The sequence below is a fragment of the Martinezella calliandrae genome, assembly GCF_030272695.1.
Lineage (GTDB): Bacteria > Pseudomonadota > Alphaproteobacteria > Rhizobiales > Rhizobiaceae > Rhizobium > Rhizobium calliandrae.
Map to the genome: position 1 here is coordinate 17308 of NZ_JARFYN010000033.1, position 20997 is coordinate 38304.

18 protein-coding genes and 1 riboswitch are annotated in these 20997 nt (G+C 58.7%); of the genes, 8 read left to right on the plus strand and 10 right to left on the minus strand.

Features of this window, described 5'->3' with window-relative positions; genetic code table 11:
- Positions 1–119 precede the first annotated feature (119 nt).
- Positions 120–1691 carry an amino acid permease gene (locus tag PY650_RS22580; RefSeq protein ID WP_285881793.1) on the minus strand — a complete coding sequence of 524 codons (1572 nt, stop codon included), beginning with the start codon at positions 1689–1691 and terminating at the stop codon, positions 120–122.
- Between the two features lie 122 nt (positions 1692–1813).
- Positions 1814–2581, minus strand: a complete 768-nt coding sequence (locus PY650_RS22585) for an N-formylglutamate amidohydrolase (RefSeq protein WP_432761567.1) — start codon at positions 2579–2581, stop codon at positions 1814–1816.
- A gap of 181 nt (positions 2582–2762) precedes the next feature.
- On the opposite strand from PY650_RS22585, the gene PY650_RS22590 reads away from it, so the two are divergent.
- The 6 genes from PY650_RS22590 to PY650_RS22615 all read left to right on the plus strand — a co-directional run bounded on the left by PY650_RS22590 (position 2763) and on the right by PY650_RS22615 (position 8555).
- Positions 2763–3635, plus strand: a complete 873-nt coding sequence (locus tag PY650_RS22590; protein ID WP_285881795.1) for a MurR/RpiR family transcriptional regulator — start codon at positions 2763–2765, stop codon at positions 3633–3635.
- A gap of 185 nt (positions 3636–3820) precedes the next feature.
- Positions 3821–4924: an ABC transporter substrate-binding protein gene (locus tag PY650_RS22595; protein WP_285881796.1), complete on the plus strand. Its 1104-nt coding sequence runs from the start codon at positions 3821–3823 to the stop codon at positions 4922–4924.
- 74 nt (positions 4925–4998) lie between these two features.
- On the plus strand, positions 4999–5889 hold the full coding sequence (locus PY650_RS22600) for an ABC transporter permease (protein ID WP_285881797.1): 891 nt from the start codon (positions 4999–5001) through the stop codon (positions 5887–5889).
- A complete protein-coding gene (locus PY650_RS22605; protein ID WP_285881798.1) occupies positions 5886–6674 on the plus strand; it encodes an ABC transporter permease in 789 nt (262 codons plus the stop codon). Before PY650_RS22600 ends, PY650_RS22605 begins: the two co-directional genes overlap by 4 nt.
- Positions 6675–6685: 11 nt before the next feature.
- Positions 6686–7747 (plus strand): ABC transporter ATP-binding protein, encoded by a 1062-nt coding sequence (locus PY650_RS22610; protein ID WP_285881800.1) that lies wholly within the window; start codon positions 6686–6688, stop codon positions 7745–7747.
- 91 nt (positions 7748–7838) lie between these two features.
- Positions 7839–7986, plus strand: a riboswitch (FMN riboswitch).
- 92 nt (positions 7987–8078) lie between these two features.
- On the plus strand, positions 8079–8555 hold the full coding sequence (locus PY650_RS22615) for a 6,7-dimethyl-8-ribityllumazine synthase (protein ID WP_285881801.1): 477 nt from the start codon (positions 8079–8081) through the stop codon (positions 8553–8555).
- 294 nt (positions 8556–8849) lie between these two features.
- Here PY650_RS22615 and PY650_RS22620 read toward each other — a convergent pair whose 3' ends face one another.
- The 5 genes from PY650_RS22620 to PY650_RS22640 form a co-directional block, all read right to left on the minus strand.
- Positions 8850–9854 carry an ABC transporter ATP-binding protein gene (locus tag PY650_RS22620; RefSeq protein ID WP_285881803.1) on the minus strand — a complete coding sequence of 335 codons (1005 nt, stop codon included), beginning with the start codon at positions 9852–9854 and terminating at the stop codon, positions 8850–8852.
- 13 nt (positions 9855–9867) lie between these two features.
- Positions 9868–10932: a Gfo/Idh/MocA family protein gene (locus PY650_RS22625; RefSeq protein ID WP_285881804.1), complete on the minus strand. Its 1065-nt coding sequence runs from the start codon at positions 10930–10932 to the stop codon at positions 9868–9870.
- Positions 10929–11768 (minus strand): carbohydrate ABC transporter permease, encoded by an 840-nt coding sequence (locus PY650_RS22630; RefSeq protein WP_285881805.1) that lies wholly within the window; start codon positions 11766–11768, stop codon positions 10929–10931. Before PY650_RS22630 ends, PY650_RS22625 begins: the two co-directional genes overlap by 4 nt.
- A 13-nt stretch (positions 11769–11781) precedes the next feature.
- A complete protein-coding gene (locus tag PY650_RS22635; protein WP_285881806.1) occupies positions 11782–12735 on the minus strand; it encodes a carbohydrate ABC transporter permease in 954 nt (317 codons plus the stop codon).
- 298 nt (positions 12736–13033) lie between these two features.
- The gene (locus tag PY650_RS22640) at positions 13034–14293 is read right to left on the minus strand and encodes an ABC transporter substrate-binding protein (protein WP_285881807.1); all 1260 of its coding nucleotides are present in this window, start codon (positions 14291–14293) and stop codon (positions 13034–13036) included.
- A gap of 552 nt (positions 14294–14845) precedes the next feature.
- On the opposite strand from PY650_RS22640, the gene PY650_RS22645 reads away from it, so the two are divergent.
- Positions 14846–15730, plus strand: coding sequence for a glucosamine kinase nucleotide-binding domain-containing protein (locus PY650_RS22645; RefSeq protein WP_285881808.1), 885 nt, complete (start codon positions 14846–14848; stop codon positions 15728–15730).
- The gene (locus tag PY650_RS22650) at positions 15727–16491 is read left to right on the plus strand and encodes a GntR family transcriptional regulator (protein ID WP_285881809.1); all 765 of its coding nucleotides are present in this window, start codon (positions 15727–15729) and stop codon (positions 16489–16491) included. The genes PY650_RS22645 and PY650_RS22650 overlap by 4 nt, the downstream gene beginning before the upstream one ends.
- Positions 16492–16499: 8 nt before the next feature.
- Here PY650_RS22650 and PY650_RS22655 read toward each other — a convergent pair whose 3' ends face one another.
- The 3 genes from PY650_RS22655 to metH all read right to left on the minus strand — a co-directional run bounded on the left by PY650_RS22655 (position 16500) and on the right by metH (position 20983).
- The gene (locus tag PY650_RS22655) at positions 16500–16901 is read right to left on the minus strand and encodes a type II toxin-antitoxin system VapC family toxin (protein ID WP_285881810.1); all 402 of its coding nucleotides are present in this window, start codon (positions 16899–16901) and stop codon (positions 16500–16502) included.
- A complete protein-coding gene (locus PY650_RS22660; RefSeq protein WP_285881811.1) occupies positions 16898–17131 on the minus strand; it encodes a type II toxin-antitoxin system Phd/YefM family antitoxin in 234 nt (77 codons plus the stop codon). The genes PY650_RS22655 and PY650_RS22660 overlap by 4 nt, the downstream gene beginning before the upstream one ends.
- Before the next feature lie 78 nt (positions 17132–17209).
- Complete coding sequence (metH, locus tag PY650_RS22665; RefSeq protein ID WP_285881812.1) at positions 17210–20983, minus strand: methionine synthase; 3774 nt, start codon at positions 20981–20983, stop codon at positions 17210–17212.
- Positions 20984–20997 lie beyond the last annotated feature (14 nt).

Below are 20997 nucleotides of genomic sequence, written 5' to 3' on the forward strand. Positions count from 1 at the left end.
CTTCGGACAACAAAACGACGGCTTGCGGCAGGGCGCGACGCAGCGCCGTGCGTTTCGTTTATGCCGGTGAAGGGGCCGCGCGCAGGCGGCCCCGCCGTTTGAGAAATGAGCCCCGACGGTCAGCGTTCGCCGACTGCTGCTTCGGCGGCTGCGATTTCGGCTTTGCGCCTTGCGATCTCCTCGCCGATCGGCGGGCCTCGGAAGCGGCGACGTTCGAAACCGAACCAGACGATCCCCGTCAGGACAAGGAAGCCGACGGTGATGATGCCCGCCCAGTCGTTCGGCGGCTGAATGCCGATAACAAAGATGACGATCATCGCGAGGATCGAGAGCACGGCAAAAAGCTTGAACCCCATCTCGCCGAGATTCCACGGGCCCATCTTGTCCCACTTCGACGTACCCCATGCGAAGAGACCGAGCGTGATCGGGATCGCGAAGGAGAAGAAGAGGAAGATGACGGTGCATGAAACGACGATCGTATAGACCGGCGTGTCGCCGATCGAGACCAGCGAAGAACCCCAGACGAACAGCACCGAAAGAACCGAGCCTGTCCAGATCGCGGATACCGGCGTGCGGAATTTCGGGCTGACCTTGGAGAGCCCCTTCGATGCCGGAAGGCCGCCATCACGCGAGAACGCGAAGATCATGCGCGATACCGAGGTGACCGTCGCAAGGCCGCAAAGCCACTGGCTAACGAAGATCAGGAAATAAAGGATATCCTTGATGATGGGATTGACCCGGGCATCCATCGCCCAGAAGAAGACGTTCCAGCCCTGTTTTGCGGCATCGTCCATATTCGGCAGCATCAGAACGAACGCACAAAGCATGATGTAACCGAACAATGCCGACCAAAGTACCGAGGCTACCATGCCGCGCGGAACGGAATGCGCAGCCTTCAGAGTTTCCTCCGAGGTGTGCGCCGAAGCATCGTAGCCGGTGATCGTGTAGATCGGCAGCAAGAGGCCGAGCGCGAAGACCCAGAAGGTGGATACCTGCGGCCAGACCGGTGCTCCAGTCGCCGATCCGTCGGCAGCGATGGTCGCCACGCCAGAATAATTCGTAAAGGTGAACAACCGTGCGAAATCGTAGGACGGCGCAGCGATCAGGCACACGACCGCGAGCGCGATCGAAGTCGCGAAGATCAAATAGCCGGAAAAGTCGGTCAGCTTCGCCGTAAGCCCGATGCCCATGTGGTTCACGAGTGCCTGAAGGCCGGTGATGACGACGAGGAACAGGATCCGGACCAGTGTCGTATCGACCATGCCGAAATAGCCGCCGAGAGCACCGAAGAAGAAATAATAGGTGCCGACATTGATCGCGCCGAGAACGGTGACGAGGCCGAGCAGGTTGAACCAGGCTGTCAACCAGCCGGTGAAGCGGTTGCCGAGGATCGAACCCCAGTGATAGAGCCCGCCAGCCGTCGGATAGGCCGAGCTGATCTGCGCCATGGCTATGGCGAAGACCAAAGAGATGAAGCATCCGACTGGCCAGCCGATGCCGATCGCGGCGCCACCTGCACCCGAAGTCGCCTGGGCGAGCGAATTGATGCCGCCCGAAAGAATGCAAATGATCGAAAAGGATACGGCGAAATTCGAGAACGAGCTCATGCGCCGCTCCAACTCCTGGGCATAGCCCATGGAGTGCAGAATATGCACGTCCTGCTTTTTGTCTAACTCTGTGTAATCAGACATGTCATTCCCCCTAAAACCCGGCCGTCCGCGGAATTGCGGAAAACCATGTGCCATGTGTGCCACCGGCTTTTGCCGTGCGGCCCGATCGCAGTTGAACTGCTCCCCGAGGTCTTCTTTTATGTTCAGGCTTCCAGGCTGCTCTGGATAAGCCCTGTCAGATAGCCGGCCACGACCCCTTGGCCGACGTCATCTTGGATGAGGTCGTTGCGGACCTCGATCATAACGTTATGCAAACCATTGGCGAGCCCATGCAGTTTGAGCGTATGGGTAACGCCATCCTCTGGCCCATAAGGCTCGTTGCGCTCCGTGCGGTAGACCGGCGCCTTTCTGGCCGCATCGAGCATTCGATCGGCCAGAAAGCGGTCGTCATCGTGCAGAATGCCGAGCTCCACTGCCCGCTGCCTGCCGTTGTACACGGGCGTAAAACTATGCACCGTCACGATCACGGTTTTTTGTTCCTTCGCCGCCCGTTCCTTCAACAGAGCCCGAATGCGGTCGTGGAATGGTAGATAAAGAGCCTCGGTCCGTGCCTGTCGGTCGGCCGCCTGCAGGTGCTGGTTGCCGGGGATCGTGTAGATCTCGCTGGTTTCCGGCATGGCGCCCGCGCTTTCCGGCGGCCGATTGCAGTCGTAGATCAAGCGCGAGAAGCGTTGATAGACCAGCGTGGCATCGAGGTTATCGGACATTTTCCGGGCGACGGCCAGCGCACCGGGGTCCCAGGCGATATGACTGGAAAGCGCTTCGCTCGAAAGGCCGAGATCGCCGAAATATTCCGGCAGCGTGCGCGAAGCATGTTCACAAATGATCAGAACCGGGCTTGCTCCGGTCGGTCGTTCGACCGCAACGCAATCGCCGTCCGCTTCCGTCAGAATCTCCTGCCGAGCAAGCATCAAAGGAGCCCCACCGCTGCCTAATGAAATGTTTACAAGAAAAGAATTCTTCAGGTTTCGACGGCTGTCAACTGGGAACTGAAATTATTTCTTCATTTGTGACATTGACACCAAATGTGACAGCGTAGTTATATCTTTATAGGAGACTGGCAAAAGACCGTCCCTGGGGAGCTAAAATCGAGTGAGCAATGCGTCGAAAACAGTTTCGGACGTTATCCATGCCCAATTCGACGCGTTGACGCGCGCCGAAAAGCAGCTCGCCAAAAGCTTGCTCGACAACTACCCGGTTTCAGGGCTGGGCAGCATCACGACGGTTGCCGAAAATGCGCGGGTTTCCACGCCGACAGTGGCCCGCATGGTGCAGAAACTCGGCTTCAAGGGTTATCCGGACTTTCAGTCCCACCTCCATCAGGAGGTCGAGGCGACCATCTCAAATCCGCTGACGAAACATGATCGCTGGGCATCCAATGCCCCCGGCACACATATCCTCAACCGCTTTGCCGATACCATCATGAGCAACCTGCGCCAAACGTTGGCGGATATCGATGCGGCAACCTTCGATAGCGTCGCTGCACTGCTGTCGGAGCGCAAGCGCGGGCTTTATTTCGTCGGTGGCCGCATCACCGGCGCGCTTGCCGAATATTTCTTCACCCATATGCAGGTCATCCGCCCGAACACGACCCTGCTCTCCTCCAATTCCAGTTCCTGGCCACAATATGTTCTGAACATGAACCCCGGCGACTTGCTCGTGATCTTCGATATCCGTCGCTACGAGCAGGAAATAGTCAGCCTCGCGGCTGCCGCACGCCGCCACGGGGCCGAGATCATCGTCTTCACCGACCAATGGGCGACCCCCGCCGCCAAGCATGCCAAACACACGTTCCGTGTGCAAATCGAGGCTCCATCGGCTTGGGATTCCTCCGTCGTCACCCTCTTCATCGTCGAGGCCCTGATCGAAGCCGTACAAAGCTCGACCTGGGATGAGACCAGTGAGCGCATGAAAACGCTTGAAGGCCTGTTCGAACAAACAAGGCTGTTCCGCAAGCTGGGTTAGAGGGAGGAGAAGTATAAAATTAAGACCTGGGGAACGGCCGACAAGATAGAGCCTGTCATCGTTAGCGGATAAAAGTAAATCCCCGACGTTTCAGGAAACGCAACCCGCCGCAACCCGTCACACAACCTTCATGCAACGTCATTAACAGCAAGCCAGACACTGAAAACCCAAAAGGAGGAATACCAGTGATCTCGAAAATTCATCGTCTTCTGACGCTCTCCACTGCGATGCTCGTAGCTTCGAGCGCTATCGCAGCTGCTGAACCGAGCGCGGACCTCATCGCTGCCGCCAAGAAGGAAGGCACGCTGACCACCATCGCCCTGCCCCACAACTGGTGCGGTTATGGCGACCTGATTGCCGCTTTCAAGGCAAAGTACGGCCTCGATGTCAACGAACTGAACCCGGACGCCGGGTCGGGCGATGAAGTTGAAGCAATCCGCGCCAACAAGGGCAACACCGGCCCGCAGGCTCCCGACGTGATCGACGTCGGCCTCTCCTTCGGCCCGACCGCCAAGAAGGACGGCCTTCTGCTGCCTTACAAGGTTTCCACCTGGGACTCGATCCCGGACAGCGCCAAGGATGCTGACGGCTCCTGGTACGGCGACTACTACGGCGTTCTCTCCTTCGTCGTAAACAAGGACGTCGTTAAGAATCCGCCGAAGGATTGGGCTGACCTGCAGAAGTCGGATTATGCCAACACGGTATCGCTTGCCGGCGACCCGCGCGCTTCCAACCAGGCTGTTCAGGCCGTTTACGCTGCTGGTCTCGCTGCTGGCGAGAAGGATGCAACCAAGGTTGGCGACGCTGGCCTGAAGTACTTCGCCCAGCTCAACAAGGCTGGCAACTTCGTTCCGATCATCGGCAAGTCCGCTTCGCTCGCTCAGGGTTCCACCCCGATCGTCATCGCTTGGGACTATAATGGTCTTGCATGGCGCGACAGCCTGAACGGCAACCCGCCGGTCGACGTTACGGTCCCGGCTTCGGGTGTTATCGCTGGCGTTTACGTCCAAGCGATCTCGGCTTTCGCTCCGCACCCGAACGCTGCCAAGCTCTGGATGGAATTCCTCTATTCCGACGAGGGCCAGATCGGCTGGTTGAAGGGCTATTGCCACCCGATCCGCTTCAACGACCTGGCAAAGAACAAGAAGGTTCCGCAAGAACTTCTCGACAAGCTGCCGCCGGCAGCAGCCTATGAAAAGGCCACCTTCCCGACGCTTGACGAGCAGAAGGCAGGTTCGGCCGTCATCACCAAGCAGTGGGACAGCGTTGTCGGTTCGAACGTTAAGTAATCTGGCTTGACTTGAACCTCCCCGCTTCGGCGGGGAGGTTTTCCATTTTCCGACGCCGCAAATTGGGGCCTCTCATGAGCACCGTCACAACATCAGCAGTCAGTACCGCACCCTTGATCAACAAGCGCATCGTCGTCGACTGGCTGGGCATTGCCCCCTTCGTGATCTTCACGCTGTTGTTCCTGATTATCCCGACGCTCTATCTCGTCATGGGCGCGTTTTTGACGCCGGACGGGAGTTTCACGCTCAAGAACCTCGGCGACCTCTTCACGCCGACCATCCTCAGCGCCTATTGGATCAGCATCAAGATCTCGGTTGCCTCCGCGCTTGGCGGCGCGATCATCGGCTTTTATCTCGCCTGGGCGCTCGTACTCGGCGGTCTCCCCACCTGGATCCGCAGTGCCTTTCTGACCTTTTCCGGCGTCGCTTCGAATTTCGCGGGCGTGCCGCTGGCCTTCTCTTTTATCGCAACGCTCGGCCGCCAAGGCCTTGTCACCATATTGCTCGCCCATTTCGGTTTGAACCTTTACGCGACCGGCTTCAATCTTCTGAGCTTCTTCGGTCTCACCATCACCTACATGTACTTCCAGATTCCGTTGATGGTGCTGATCATCACGCCGGCGCTCGACGGCATGAAGAAAGAATGGCGTGAAGCCGCCTCCATTCTCGGCGCCACCAACAAGCAATATTGGCTGATGGTCGCCCTGCCTATCCTCTGGCCAAGCCTCCTCGGCACGACGCTGCTGCTGTTTGCCAATTCCTTCGGTGCCATCGCAACCGCTATCGCGCTGACCGGCAGCTCGCTGAACATCGTCCCGATCGTGCTCTATGCGCAGATCCGCGGCGACGTGCTGCACAATGCCAACCTTGGCTATGCGCTGGCGCTCGGCATGATCGTCATCACGGGTATTTCAAACGTCATCTATATCTTGATGCGCATGCGCGCTGAACGGTGGCAAAAATGAAGCTGCAAAAATTCTTTGCCTGGATCGCAGTCGCCATCGGCGTCATCTATTTCTTCGTTCCGCTCATCGGTACGCTGGAATTCTCGCTGCGCATGCGGCGCGACGTCTATAGCTTCGATGCCTATAGGTCGGTCTTCTCAGACCTGGGCTTCCTGACCGCCTTCGGCTTCTCGATGCTGATGGCGCTCCTGACCATCATCTTCGGCATGCTGCTTGTCGTGCCGACGGCTTATTGGGTGCGGCTGCGTCTGCCACAGATCCGTCCCTTCGTCGAATTCGTCACGCTGATGCCGCTGGTCATTCCGGCCATCGTTATCGTCTTCGGCTATCTCCGCCTTTATAATTCGTCGTCGATCTTGCCGCTGACCGGCTACAATCAGACAACGAACCTCCTGCTCGTCTGCTCCTACATTGTATTATCGCTGCCTTATATGTACCGTTCGGTGGACACGGCTATGCGCACGATCGATGTCGGCACGCTGACGGAAGCGGCGGAAAGCCTGGGTGCAAAGTGGACGACGATCATGTTCAAATGCATCTTCCCGAATGTGATGAGCGGTGTGCTTTCCGGCGCTTTCATCACGCTTGCGATCGTCATGGGTGAATTCACCATGGCGTCGCTGCTCAACCGTCCGGCCTTCGGACCCTATATGCAGCTCATCGGCGCCAACCGGGCTTACGAGCCGTCGGCGCTGGCGATCATCGCGCTCGCTGTAACCTGGCTCAGCATGGGCCTGCTCCAGCTTGTTTCACGCTTCTCCAAATCCGCTCCGATTAAGGCATAAGGCTTCACACCATGGCTTTTCTCGAACTCACACACATCAAGAAGTCCTTCGGCGACGTCCAAGTCGTTCACGACTTCACCATGCATATCGAGAAAGGGGAGTTCGTCTCCTTCCTCGGACCGTCTGGCTGCGGCAAGACGACCGTTCTGCGCATGATCGCCGGTTTCGAAACCCCGAGCGCCGGCACGCTGACGATCGACGGCAAGGACCAACGTCCGCTGAAGCCGAACCAGCGCAACATCGGCATGGTGTTCCAGGCATACGCCCTGTTTCCGAACATGACCGTGCACGACAATGTCGCCTTCGGTCTCAAGGTCGCCGGCGTTGCCAAGCCCGAGATCGATAAGCGCGTCAAGGAAATGCTCGGCCTGATCAAGCTCGATCATCTCGCCGGCCGCTATCCCTTCCAGATGTCCGGCGGCCAGCAGCAGCGTGTGGCGCTCGCCCGCGCTATCGCCGTCAAACCGCAGGTTCTGCTCCTCGACGAACCGCTCTCGGCCCTCGATGCCAAGATCCGCGTATCGCTGCGCGAAGAAATCCGCGCCATCCAGCAGCAACTCGGCATCACCACCGTCTTCGTGACGCACGACCAGGAAGAAGCGCTGTCGATCTCCGACCGCATCGTCGTCATGAACGCCGGGCGCGCCGACCAAATTGGCACGCCCTTCGAGATCTACAACACCCCGGCTACCCGCTTCGTCGCGTCTTTCGTCGGCACGTTGAACCTCATCGAAGGCCAGGTCGTTGATCCCGATAACAGCCGCATCATGATCGGCGACCAGGGCGTCACCTTGAAGCAGTCGGTTACGGCTTATAAGCCGGGCGATAAGGTATCGCTCGCCTTGCGCCCGGAAGCCGGTTCGCTGGCGGAATCGGCCAAGGGCGATACCGCACTGACAGGTGAAGTCTCCTCGGCGCATTTCCTGGGTTCGGTCATCCGCACGCGCATGAATGTCGGCGGCAACACCATTTCCTTCGACATGTTCAACAGCCCGGGCACGATGCCTCCGAGCGTTGGCGAGAAGGTTACCCTGCGCTTCGCCTCCTCCGATCTGCTGGTGATTCAGGATTGACCGACGAGGACAAGCGGATAGATTTTTCGCAAGCGCCGGGCAAATCGCCCGGCGTTTTTCTTTGATTTTTCTTGCACCGCATTTATAGTCCCGCCGTTCTCAGGGCGGGGTGTAATTCCCCACCGGCGGTATGGAGGTTGGTCTCCGAGCCCGCGAGCGCCTTCTGGTCTGCCAGAAGGGTCAGCAGATCCGGTGAGAGGCCGGAGCCGACGGTATAGTCCGGATGGAAGAGAGCAAGCTGGATCGCACTCTCCTCCTCTTTGAGGGAGCGTTGCAGTCCTGCGTGTTCGCCCAAGGGATATTTGACAACAACCCTTGAAAGGCAAAATTCATGACCATTTCGATCTCCACCCAGCCGAGCCGCATTGCGCTGATCAGGGCCCGGTGGCATGCCGACATCGTCGATCGTTGCGTCGATTCATTCATCGCCGAATGGCAGACGGCAGAGGGGGCATCCCCCATTGATATTTTCGACGTACCGGGCGCGTTGGAAATTCCGCTGCATGCACAGACCCTCGCTCGCAATGGCCGCTATTCCGCGATCGTCGCCACCGCTTTCGTTGTCGACGGCGGCATCTATCGCCATGAATTCGTCGCCAACACCGTTCTGGATGCGATGATGCGCGTGCAACTCGACACCGGGGTGCCCGTCCTGTCGGCCGTCCTGACGCCGCATCACTTCCAGGAATCGGAAGCCCATATCCAATTCTTCAAAGAGCATTTCATCATCAAGGGTCGCGAACTCGCGTCCGCCTGCCGGCAGATCCTGAGCGAACGTGCCAAGCTGCTGCCATCGGTCACGGTCTAAGGTAACATGGTGGAGGCGCGGCAAAGGCCCGTCTCCATTTCTCCGGCAGTGAGCATGGCAATGACCGTTCTGCGCATTGTCCCCAATCTTTATGCCGTAGCATCATCCGAGATCGACCTTGAAGGTCACCCGCTCCGCCGACCCTAGCGTCTCGGAATAGGTAATCGGCGTCCCGTCGCTATCGACGTCCACTTTGAGGACGACCAATATCCGGCGCCGACTTCGGCTGCCGCAGCAGCCGAGCCTCCTTACGGCTCGGCATGCGTGCCTCGATCTCCGTTGCAAGACGCATGCCTACGCCCGAATGGCCTGATTATTCTCATCGAAGCGATGCATGTGGCCGGCATCCGGCGTCGCATAGACCGTTTCGTCCGGCACGTATTTATGTTCGCCGAAGAGGCGCACGGTCAGAAGGCCGGTGTGGTCGGATTCGAGATAGATGATCGTGTCGGCGCCCAGATGTTCGACATGGATGACCTTGGCGGACCAAGTACCCTGTTCACGCGACAAGGTGATGTGCTCCGGACGGATGCCAATGGTCGTTGCGCCGCTCTGCTCGAGCTTTTCCGCAGGGATAAAATTCATCTGCGGCGAACCAATGAAACCAGCAACGAAGATATTCGCAGGACGGTTATAAAGCTCCATCGGTGAACCGATTTGCTCGATCGCACCGGCGTTCATCACGACGATCTTGTCGGCCAATGTCATGGCCTCGACCTGATCGTGGGTGACATAAATCATCGTGGCCTTCAGGCTGCGATGCAGGCGGGCGATTTCAAGACGGGTCTGGACGCGCAGCGCCGCGTCGAGGTTCGACAGCGGTTCGTCGAACAGGAAAAGTTCCGGCTCGCGCACGATGGCGCGGCCGATAGCGACGCGCTGACGCTGGCCACCGGAAAGCTCGGCCGGACGGCGGGCGAGATAGGGTTCGAGGGAAAGCATGCTGGACGCCTTGTCGACACGGCTGTCGATCTCGCCCTTGGCGGTGCCGGCTTGCTTCAGGCCGAGTCCCATGTTGTCCTTCACCGTCAGGTGCGGATAAAGCGCGTAGGATTGGAACACCATGGAAATGCCGCGCTTAGCGGGCGGCGTGACCGTCACATCCTTGCCGTTGATCAAGACCGCACCCGCGGTCACATCCTCAAGACCGGCGATGCTGCGCAGAAGAGTAGACTTACCGCAGCCGGACGGGCCGACAAAGATGACGAACTCGCCGTCTTTCACCTCGAGGTTGATGCCCTTCAGCACGTCGTGCGTCCCATAGGCCTTGCGGATGGATTTCAGTTGAAGCGATCCCACAGTCTCTAATCCCTTATAAATAAACGGGCTTGCCGGTGCGCACGCTCTCGTCGGCGGCGAGGCAGATGCGCAGCGATTGAACGGCGTCGGCCATATGGCGGCTGAGGTCGACATCTTCCCGGATGGCCTTCAGGACGAAGGCCTGCTCGAGGTCGCAGAGCTCCTGGTGACCCGGTTCACCGTCCATACGCAAATCCTGGTCCGGCCGGATGAACTTGCCGTCCGGGCCAGTTTCGGCCGTGTGCAACCGGATGATCGAGGTCTTGGTGTGCGTATCGATGTCGTCCGACTTGGCGTTTGGGTCCATAACGATCGAGACTGCGCCATTCGGCGACATCACATCCTTTACAAAGAAGGCGGTCTCGGAAATCATCGGCCCCCAGCCGGCCTCATACCAGCCGACCGAGCCGTCCTCATAGATCACCTGCAGATGGCCGTAATTGTACATGTCCGGCGCGATCTCATTCGACATGCGCAGGCCCATGCCGCGCACTTCGACCGGCTTGGCATCGGTGATCTGGCACATGACGTCGACATAGTGCACGCCGCAATCGACGATCGGTGATGTCGTGCGCATCAGCGCCTTATGCGTCTCCCAGGTCGGCCCGCTCGACTGCTGGTTCAGATTCATGCGGAAGACGTAAGGACCGCCGAGCTTGCGGGCTTCAGCAATCAGCCGCATCCAGGACGGATGGTGACGCAGAATATAGCCGATCACCAGCTTACGACCGGCCTTCCTGGCTGCGGCCACAACGCGCTGCGCATCCTCAACGGTGGTCGCCAGCGGCTTTTCGACAAAAACGTCGCAGCCTGCCTCGAAGGCCATGACCGCATAGTCGGCATGGCTGTCGGAGTATGTGTTGATGGAGCAGAGATCGGGCTTCAACTCTTTCAGAGCTGTCTCGAAATCCGGATGGATCTTATAACCGTGCAATTGTTCCGCCAGCACCGACTTGGAGCGGTTGACGAGGCCGACAATCTCGAAACCGGGGTTGTTGTGATAGGAAAGCGCATGGCTGCGACCCATATTGCCAAGGCCTGCGACGAGAACGCGGATCGGCTTTTCGGATGAGCTCACTTGACTGCTCCAGAGGTAATGCCGCGAATAAGTTGGCGGGAGAATATGACGTAAAGGACGAGGATCGGCAGGATGGCGAGTGTCAGCGCCGCCAGCACGGCGTTCCAGTTGGTGACGAACTGACCGATGAAGATCTGCGATCCCAGCGTCACCGTCTTGGTCGCCTCGCTCGGAGCCAGGATCAGCGGGAACCACAGGTCGTTCCAGATCGGGATCATGGTGAAGACGGCGACCGTCGCCATGGCCGGCCGAACCAGCGGCAGCACCAGGCGGAAGAAGATCGCATATTCGCTGAGCCCATCGATGCGGCCCGCATTCTTCAGGTCATCCGACACGGTGCGCATGAACTCCGACAGGATGAAGATGGCAAGCGGCAGGCCCTGCGCCGTGTAGACCAGGATCAGCGCCGTCAGCGTATTGACCAGCCCGAAGGCCACCATGCCCTGGAGAATGGCGACCGTGCCGAGGCGGATCGGGATCATGATGCCGATCGCGAGATAAAGGCCCATGATCGTATTGCCGCGAAAGCGGTATTCCGACAGTGCGAAAGCTGCCATGGCGCCGAACAGCAGGGTCAAGACGATCGAGACGATCGTTACGATGAAGCTGTTCTCGAAATAAGTCAGGAAATCACCCTGTTTCAGAACGGTCTGGTAACCGATCAGACTAAAGCTGGAGGGCGTCGGGATGCTGAGGGGCGCCCGGAAGATCGAGGCGCGATCCTTGAAGGAATTGATGATGGTCAGGAAAACCGGGAAAACGGCAAGCAACGTGTAGGCGATCAACGCCAGATGCACGAGGCCGGAGCGGACAAGGGAAGTTCGTGCCTTGGACATGGTTCGCCTCTCCTCAGAACTGGTAACGGCGGATACGCCGCTGGACGATGAAAAGATAGAACGAGACGCCTGCGAGGATGATCAGGAACATCACGGTTGCGATCGTCGCACCCATCGAGCGGTCGCCGAGCTGCAGCTGGAAACCGAAGAAGACGCGATAGAGCAGCGTGCCCAGGATGTCTGTGGAGCCATCCGGCCCAGCCAGAGCGCCCTGCACGGTATAGACCAGGTCGAAAGCATTGAAATTGCCGACGAAAGTCAGGATCGAGATGATGCCGATCGCCGGCAGCACCAGCGGCAGCTTGATTTTCCAGAACTGGCTCCAACCGGTGATGCCATCGCATTCCGCCGCCTCGACGACTTCTTCCGGGATGTTCAAGAGCGCCGCATAGATCAGCATCATCGGGATGCCGACATATTGCCAGACCGAAATTAATGCGACCGTGACCAGCGCAGTGCCAGGCTTGCCGAGCCAGGGAGCGAAGAACGACTTTAGGCCAACCAGGCCCATCAAATCGGGCGCCACACCCCATAAGGGCGACAGGATTAGTTTCCAGATGAAACCGACGATGACGAAGGAGAGCAACGTCGGCAGGAACATGGCGGTGCGGTAGAAGGCAACGAACCGCAGTTTCGGAAGCGACAGGAGTGCTGCGAGCGCGACACCGATCGGGTTCTGCACGCACATGTGGATGACGAAGAAGATAAAGTTGTTGCGAAGCGCATTCCAGAAGTCATGCGACCAGCGATCATCGCCAAACAACACTTTGAAATTGTTGAGACCCACAAAGGTCGATTGGTTATCGACGACGTTATAGAGCGATAGCCGCAATGTCTCGATCAGAGGCAGGATCATCACCGCCGTGTAGACGATGAAGGCCGGAAGAAGAAAAACGAAGATATGCCAACGCCTTTGGCGCTTGATCGGAACTGCATGAAAAGCGGCTGATATAACGGCTTCGCTCATGGCTTTCTGCCTGTTTTTATTGGCTGCTGATCAGGGCGGCAGCGCAAATGTTCAAATCCGCCCGCTGTTGCCGCTCCCCAGCCAAGCATGGAGAAACAATATCGGGCACGGCACAACGCTGGTGTAGCGACGGCGCCAGTCCAGCGGCTTATCGGCATAAGAAATAACGAGGGCGCGTCATGGGCTTCCTCATAAGGGCGGGGAGCCGTGCCTCCGTTCGTCTCTCCATCTGCATTTTTCAGGGAGAGCATGAGGTGAGGAGCCATAAGGCCCCTCACCGGATCGCGTCAAAGCAGGCTTACTTGGCCGGCTTGAACCACTTGTCGAGGCCGTCCTGCAGCTTTTGGGCAGCCGCTTCCGGGGTTTGCGTGCCGTTGATCACGTTGGCAGATGCCGTCCAGGTTTCGTTTTCCAGGTTCGGCGTGCCGCGCGACAAAATCTGGTAGGTCGAACGAACGGTGGACTTATGATTGTCGCGCCAGGAGACGAATTCCTGGGCGAGCGGATCGCTCATCTTCACCGGGTGCGAATTCAGGCTGAAGAAGCCCGGCAGCGCGTTGGCGTAGATGTTGGCGAACTCGTCGGAAGCAACCCAGCTCAGGAACTTCTTGGCTTCTTCGGGATGCGTGCTCTTGGCATTCAGGCCGACACCGATATCGGGATGGTCGGAGATGTAGGCCGTATCACCAGCCTTTGCGACCGGCGGCGGGAAGGCACCCATCTTGAACTGAGCCTGCGTGTTGAACAACGAGATTTCCCACGAACCAGCCGGATAGATGGCGGCCTTACCGAGCGTGAAGAGGTTCTGGCTGTCCGAGTAGCTCTGGGCTTCGAAGCCATCACCGAGGTAAGGCTTCCACTTGGCGAGTTCCTTGAAGGGATTGACCCACGGAGCATCCGTCAGCTTCTGCTTGCCGGCGATCAGAGCCAGGCGGCCCTCTTCACCCTTCCAATAGTTCGGGCCGATGTTCTGGTAGCCCATGGTCGCGGCTTCCCAGAGGTCCTTCGTGCCCATGGCCATCGGAATGTAGGTGCCGTCTGCCTTGAGCTTGTCCAAGAGTGCGAAGAATTCGTCGCGGGTTGCGGGAACCTTCAGGCCGAGCTTGTCAAAGGCGTCCTTGTTGTAGATGAAGCCATGGATGACCGAAGCCATCGGCACGCAGAAGGTTGACTTGCCGTCGTCGGTGGTCCAGGCGGCCTTGGCGACCGGCGAGAAGTTATCCATACCCTTCAGCGACGTCAGGTCGGTCAACTGCTTTTTGTTGAAAAGGTCCAGCGAAGCGTCGAACGGGCGGCAGGTGATGATGTCACCGGCGGAACCGGCATCGAGCTTGGCGTTCAGCGACGCGTTGTACTCGGTCGGAGCCGTCGGCGAGAAGACGATCTTGATGCCGGGGTTCTTGGCTTCGAATGCCGGGATGATCTTTTCCTGCCAAATCTGCAGGTCATCGTTACGCCAGCTTTCGACCGTCAGCGTCACGTCCGCCGCATGCGCAAAGCCGACCGAAGTCAGCAGGCTGGATGCGAGGAGCAAGCCTTTCAGAACATTGTTTTTCATTTCCCTCTCCTGTTTAAGCGCCTGCAACAAGGCACTGTTCTCGATCTGAAAATTCCGCTGGCATATCCAAGGAAATAGCCAACGCTCCACAAGGACCGCCAATATTGCCGGCCCCATATGCAAAAAGGGCGCGCAAGGCACTGTGCCCGATCGGCCCAACCAATCGTGACCTGCCGGACGACCGGACAGAGACACCGGAAACTCAATACACGGGAAATTCATGACGAACGCCGTCGCACGGATCCTCCTGATCCAAACGGCTCTGACAACGGCAGAGGTCCGCCACCTTCTGCTAGGCCTCCGGCTATTATTATCCTGCCGGTTCTACCGATGCCTGTTCGAACTGTTCCCTTGATAAGAATTAAGGCCAAAAAAATACCAATTGTCCAGCCGAATTTAACTTTTTTGGGCAAGAAAAGCCGACAAAAAAATTTTATTGATATTTTTCAATCACATACAGGAGCGAAAAAAGCGAAGCCTTGCCTATTGGTAAATGGTATTTTTTTGGTATTGTAAGAAAAAACGGGGAATGGGTGGTATCCGGAGGGTGCGATGGCAGAGTTCGCGATCGGTATCGACGGCGGCGGGACAAGCTGCCGCGCTGCTGTGACAGACAGAATGGGTAAAGTTCTCGGCACCGGCAAGGCGGGTGCCGCAAACATCCTTTCCGATCTCGAAAACTCTTTGGTCAATATCGTCGCATCTGCCCGGCAGGCACTCAACAATGCCGGGCTCGATCCCGAGCTGGCTCACGAACTGCCTGCAGTCGTCGGCACGGCCGGCGCTAATGTCGGCGACTACGCCAAGCGCGTCGAAAAGGCCCTGCCCTTCGCGAATGGTCAGGTCGTCACGGATGCGATGATTGCCCTACAGGGAGCGCTCGGCGATGCCGATGGGATCATCGGCGCATTCGGCACCGGCTCCGTCTACAATGCCCGACGCAACGGCAAGATCTGGGGCATTGGCGGCTGGGGCTTTATCGTCGGTGACCAGGCGAGCGGCGCGCGTCTCGGTCGCGACCTTTTGGAGCGCTCGCTTCTGGCGCATGATGGCGTATGCCGGCCCTCGCCACTAACCGAAAAGATCATGACGGAATTTGGCGTCGATCCCGAACGCATCGTCGAATTCGCGCATGGCTCCAAGCCGAAGGATTTCGCGGGTTATGCGCCGATGGTCTTCGAATATGCCGAAAGAGGCGATGAGATCGCTGTCGGTATCGTCAAGGCGGCAGCAAATGCCATCACCGAAAGTCTCGATGCCCTGCTATGGCCCGAATGCCCCTCCATTTGCCTGCTCGGCGGCCTCTCGAAGGCCTATCATTCCTGGCTCGATGCACGCCATAAGGCGCTTCTCACCGAACCGAAAGGCGACGTATTGCGTGGCGCGGTCGAATTGGCGGCCAAGCTCCTGCAAAGTAACAGGGGGAGCACGCCATGACCGAGGATCTGAGCCGCATCTTCTTGCCGGGACGCCTGCTCGCCGGCGGCACCGGCCCGCTCTATGTCAAATTGCGCCGCACACTCGAAGACGCCGTCAAGGTCGGAACGCTGAAGCATGGCGATGCCCTGCCGCCGGAACGTGACATCGCAGAATATGCCGCCGTCAGCCGCGTGACGGTACGCAAGGCGATCGACGATCTCGTCGCCGAGGGCGTCCTCGTCCGCCGCCACGGCTCCGGCACTTTCGTCGCCAAACCTGTCTCCAAGGTCGAACAGCGCCTGTCGCAACTGACCTCCTTCACCGAGGACATGGCGCGGCGCGGCATGACGGCGCGATCCGAGTGGCTACACAAGGGTGTGCACACGCCCTCGCCCGATGAAATGATGATCCTCGGCCTTGCCGCCGGCACGAAGGTCTCCCGCCTAAGCCGCCTGCGCATCGCCGACGATCAGCCACTGGCCATCGAGCATGCCAGCGTCTCCGGCGAATTCCTGCCCGACCCATCGATCGTGACATCCTCGCTTTACGCCGAGCTCGAAAAGCGCCAAGTCCGCCCGGTCCGTGCCGTGCAGCGCATCTCCGCGACCAACATGAAAGAAGCCGACGCCGGCCTGCTCGGCGTCCCGGTCGGGGCTGCAGGCCTGTCGATCGAGCGCATTTCCTACCTCGGCTCCGGCCGCGCCGTGGAATTTACCCGTTCACTCTATCGAGGGGACGCTTATGACTTTGTTGCGGAGCTGACGATCGGGGCGACGTAGCCCCAAGCTCACCAAAGCCGGGCAATCCAATCGGGGCGATCAGAAAGGCTGTCGAAAACCTCGTCGACAGATATCAACGGCATATTGTTTTCCATCGCGGTCGCCGCAATAAGCCGGTCAAACGGATCACGATGGCCCCACTCTAGCATCGCCGCACGCAAACAAATCTCCGGCGTAAGCGCAGCAATGCGGCCACCTTGTTCCTCCAGAAGCTTTGCCAGTTTGTTGGCAAACAGCTCCATTTCCGGCCATTTGCCGATACGAACCTTTTGACCGACTTCGAAAAGAGTGATCGGGCTGACAAAAACACTTGCCGCCTGCTCAATCAAAGCTGTAGCTTTTGCGGACAAGCGCTCGTCTGCCGTCAAAGACCATACCCAAGCATGAGTGTCGAGCAGAAGAGATTTCACTTGGCGCCTTCCCAAAGCGCCAGATCATCCTCCTGCATTGGTTCGAAGAAATCGGGTCCCTTTCCGGGAACCTTGCCCTTCAGAAGGCCGATCGTGTATGTCGTCTGAGCCACAGGAACAAGCTTCACTACCGGCTTCTGCCCCTTTGCAATCACAACCTCTTCGCCCGACAAGGCGGCATCGATAAGCTTCGAAAGATTGGTCTTGGCACCATGAATCGTAACCTGCATCGCATGCTCCATTAGCTAACTTAGCTAAATGTAGCATCTCTCAGCGGCATTTTCCACTCCACCTTCAAATCATATCCGTCATGCCGCGTCATCCACCGCGGCATCTCGCTTTTCCGGCACATAATTGAGCACCGGTCCCAGCCAGCGCTCCACCTCCGCAACCGGCATGCCCTTGCGGGCCGCATAGTCGTCCACCTGATCTTTCTCGACTTTGGCGACACCGAAGTAATAGGAGTCGGGATGGCCGATATAAAGACCGGAAACGGAAGAGCCCGGCCACATGGCGTAGCTCTCGGTGAGCTTCACGCCGGTTGCCGCTTCCGCCTCGAGCAGACGGAACAAGGTCGCCTTCTCAGTGTGGTCGGGCTGGGCAGGATAGCCCGGCGCCGGGCGGATACCGGCATAGGCTTCCGCCAGTAGCTCGTCGCCGTTGAGGTCTTCATCCTTTGCGTAGCCCCAGAACTCGCGCCGCACCCTCTCATGCATCCGCTCGGCAAAGGCTTCGGCAAAGCGATCGGCGAGCGCCTTGACGAGGATCGAGGAATAATCGTCGTTCGCGCGTTCAAAACGCTCGGCAATGGCGATTTCCTCGATACCAGCCGTGACGACGAAGCCGCCAACATGATCACTGACACCGCTCGACACCGGCGCCACGAAATCCGACAGAGCCACGTTCGGGCGACCATCCCGCTTCGACAGTTGCTGACGCAGGCTATAGAAGGTCGCAAGTTCCTCGATGCGGTCCTCACCGGTGAACAATCTGATGTCATCGCCGACCGCACCCGCGGGCCAAAAACCGATGACGGCGCGCGGACGGAACCAGTTTTCCGCTATGATCTTTTCCAGCATGGCCTGCGCATCGGCGTAAAGCTGACGCGCTGCCTCGCCCTGCTTTTCGTCTTCGAGGATCGCAGGGAAGCGGCCCCTCAATTCCCAGGTCTGAAAGAATGGCGTCCAGTCGATATATCGGGCCAACTCCGCCAGATCGTAATTCTCAAACACCTTCGTTCCGAAGAACTGCGGCGTCACCGGCTTGTAGCTCGCCCAGTCCACTTTTTCGGCGTTCTCGCGAGCCCTTGCGATAGGCAAGCGCACTTTCTCCGCCTCGCTGCGGGCATGCGCCGCTGCAACCTTGGCATACTCGGCGCGAACGGTGTCGACATAACCCTGCTTGGCCTCCGGCGACAACAGCGCCGAGACGACGCCGACGGCACGGCTTGCGTCGGTAACGTAGACCGTCTGCCCCTTCTCATAGCGTGGATGGATCTTCACGGCCGTGTGGACGCGGCTCGTCGTCGCGCCGCCGATCAGCAATGGAATATCAAACCCTTGCCGCTCCATTTCCGAAGCAACATGCGCCATTTCGTCCAGAGACGGTGTGATCAGACCGGAGAGGCCGATAATGTCGACCTTCTCGACGATTGCCGTTTCCAGAATCTTCGTCGCCGGCACCATGACGCCAAGATCGATGATTTCGTAGTTGTTGCAGGCAAGGACGACACCCACGATGTTCTTGCCGATATCGTGCACATCGCCCTTGACGGTCGCCATTAGCACCTTACCCGCCGCCTGACGCTCGCCGCCGCCATTGGCAAGCTTGTCCGCCTCCATATAAGGCAGCAGCACTGCAACGGCCTGCTTCATGACGCGAGCAGACTTCACCACCTGGGGCAGGAACATCTTGCCTGAGCCGAAGAGATCGCCGACGACATTCATGCCGGCCATCAGCGGCCCTTCGATGACATGCAGCGGGCGCTCCGCCTTTTGCCGTGCCTCTTCGGTGTCTTCTTCGATATATTCGGTGATACCGTTGACCAGTGCGTGCTCTAGCCGCTTCTCGACAGGCCATTCACGCCAGGCAACATCTTGCACCTTGCCTTCGCGGCTGCCGGCGCCGCGAAATCGCTCGGCGATCTCGAGCAGCCGCTCGGTGCCGTCGGGCCTCCGGTTGAGAACGACATCCTCGCAGGCTTCACGCAGCTCGGGATCGATGTTGTCGTAAACAGCAAGCTGGCCGGCGTTGACGATACCCATGTCCATGCCCGCCTGAATGGCGTGGTACAGGAACACGGCATGCATTGCCTCGCGCACCGGCTCGTTGCCGCGAAAGGAGAAGGAGAGGTTCGACACGCCGCCCGAGATATGCACCAACGGCATGGTCTTTCGAATTGTGCGTGTCGCCTCGATGAAATCGACACCATAGTTGTTATGTTCTTCGATGCCGGTCGCGATCGCGAAGATATTCGGATCGAAGATAATATCTTCCGGCGACAGCCCGGCCTCTTCCGTCAGAAGCCTGTAGGCGCGCGCGCAGATCTCGACCTTGCGCTGATAACTATCGGCCTGCCCCTTTTCGTCGAACGCCATGACGACGACAGCAGCACCGTAATTGCGCAGCAATCGCGCCTGCTTAAGGAAATTTTCCTCGCCTTCTTTCAGTGAGATCGAGTTGACGATCGGCTTGCCTTGCACGCATTTCAGACCCGCCTCGATGATGGAAAATTTCGAGCTGTCGATCATGACGGGCACGCGGGCAATATCCGGCTCAGCGGCGATCAGGTTGAGGAACTCGACCATCGCCTTTTCCGAATCGATCAGACCCTCGTCCATGTTGATGTCGATAACCTGCGCACCGTTTTCGACCTGATCACGGGCCACAGCCAGCGCTGCCGTGTAGTCGGCATTGGTGATCAGTTTGCGGAATCTCGCCGAGCCGGTGACATTGGTGCGTTCGCCGACGTTGACGAAGGGAATGTCCTTCGTCAGCTCGAAGGGCTCGAGACCGGAGAGCGCCATGAACGGGCGGTGCTCGGAAAGCTGGCGCGGCTGGAATTTTGACACTGCTTGAGCGATCGCGGCGATATGCTCCGGCGTCGAGCCGCAGCAGCCGCCGACAATGTTGACGAGGCCGTCGCGGGCGAAGCCTTCGACCTGCGCCGCCATCATCTCAGGCGTTTCGTCATATTGGCCGAACGCGTTCGGCAGGCCGGCATTGGGATAGGCGCAGGTGAAGGTATCGGCAACAGCCGAAAGTTCCTGCAGATGCGGCCGCATGGCATTGGCGCCGAGCGCACAGTTGAGACCGATGGTAAAGGGGCTGGCATGACGCACCGAATTCCAGAAGGCCGACGGCGTCTGGCCAGACAGGGTGCGACCGGAGAGATCGGTGATCGTACCGGAAATCATCACCGGCAGGCGAACACCCTTGGCTTCGAACCGTTCCTCGCAGGCGAAAATTGCCGCCTTGGCGTTCAGCGTATCGAAGATGGTCTCGATCAGGATGATATCGGCACCGCCGTCGATCAGGCCGTCGATCTGCTCGCCATAGGCCAGGCGCAAATCGTCGAAGCTGACTGCGCGATAGCCGGGATTGTTGACATCGGGAGAAATCGAAGCGGTGCGGTTGGTCGGGCCGATGGCGCCAGCGACGAAACGGCGCTTGCCGTCTTCACGTTCGGCGCGGATCGCCGCCCGGCGGGCAACTGCCGCGCCCTGCTTGTTCAGATCGTAGACCGCACCTTCCATCTGATAGTCGGCCTGCGCGATACGGGTCGAAGAGAACGTATTTGTTTCGAGAATATCCGCGCCGGCCTTGGCGTAGCGATAGTGGATTTCTTCGATGGCATCAGGCTGCGTCAGAATCAGCAGGTCGTTGTTGCCCTTCTGATGACAGGCGCAGCCGATGAAGCGATCGCCGCGGAAATGATCCTCGTCGAAGCCAAGCCCCTGGATTTGGGTGCCCATGGCGCCATCAAGCACGAGGATTCGCTCGCTCGCTGCCTGCCTCAGGGCGGCGAACACTTCGCTGCCATCGCGTTTCGCCGTTTCTGAACCAAAAAGATTGTCAAGCATAAGCGAACTCCATT

Coding starts and splice junctions, on each gene's coding strand:
- metH (WP_285881812.1), bottom strand. CDS start 20,983: ATGCTTGACAATCTTTTTGGTTCAGAAACGGCGAAACGCGATGGCAGC.
- PY650_RS22615 (WP_285881801.1), top strand. CDS start 8,079: ATGACCATTTCGATCTCCACCCAGCCGAGCCGCATTGCGCTGATCAGG.
- PY650_RS22635 (WP_285881806.1), bottom strand. CDS start 12,735: ATGAGCGAAGCCGTTATATCAGCCGCTTTTCATGCAGTTCCGATCAAG.
- PY650_RS22610 (WP_285881800.1), top strand. CDS start 6,686: ATGGCTTTTCTCGAACTCACACACATCAAGAAGTCCTTCGGCGACGTC.
- PY650_RS22640 (WP_285881807.1), bottom strand. CDS start 14,293: ATGAAAAACAATGTTCTGAAAGGCTTGCTCCTCGCATCCAGCCTGCTG.
- PY650_RS22660 (WP_285881811.1), bottom strand. CDS start 17,131: ATGCAGGTTACGATTCATGGTGCCAAGACCAATCTTTCGAAGCTTATC.
- PY650_RS22650 (WP_285881809.1), top strand. CDS start 15,727: ATGACCGAGGATCTGAGCCGCATCTTCTTGCCGGGACGCCTGCTCGCC.
- PY650_RS22645 (WP_285881808.1), top strand. CDS start 14,846: ATGGCAGAGTTCGCGATCGGTATCGACGGCGGCGGGACAAGCTGCCGC.
- PY650_RS22605 (WP_285881798.1), top strand. CDS start 5,886: ATGAAGCTGCAAAAATTCTTTGCCTGGATCGCAGTCGCCATCGGCGTC.
- PY650_RS22600 (WP_285881797.1), top strand. CDS start 4,999: ATGAGCACCGTCACAACATCAGCAGTCAGTACCGCACCCTTGATCAAC.
- PY650_RS22630 (WP_285881805.1), bottom strand. CDS start 11,768: ATGTCCAAGGCACGAACTTCCCTTGTCCGCTCCGGCCTCGTGCATCTG.
- PY650_RS22585 (WP_432761567.1), bottom strand. CDS start 2,581: ATGCTTGCTCGGCAGGAGATTCTGACGGAAGCGGACGGCGATTGCGTT.
- PY650_RS22580 (WP_285881793.1), bottom strand. CDS start 1,691: ATGTCTGATTACACAGAGTTAGACAAAAAGCAGGACGTGCATATTCTG.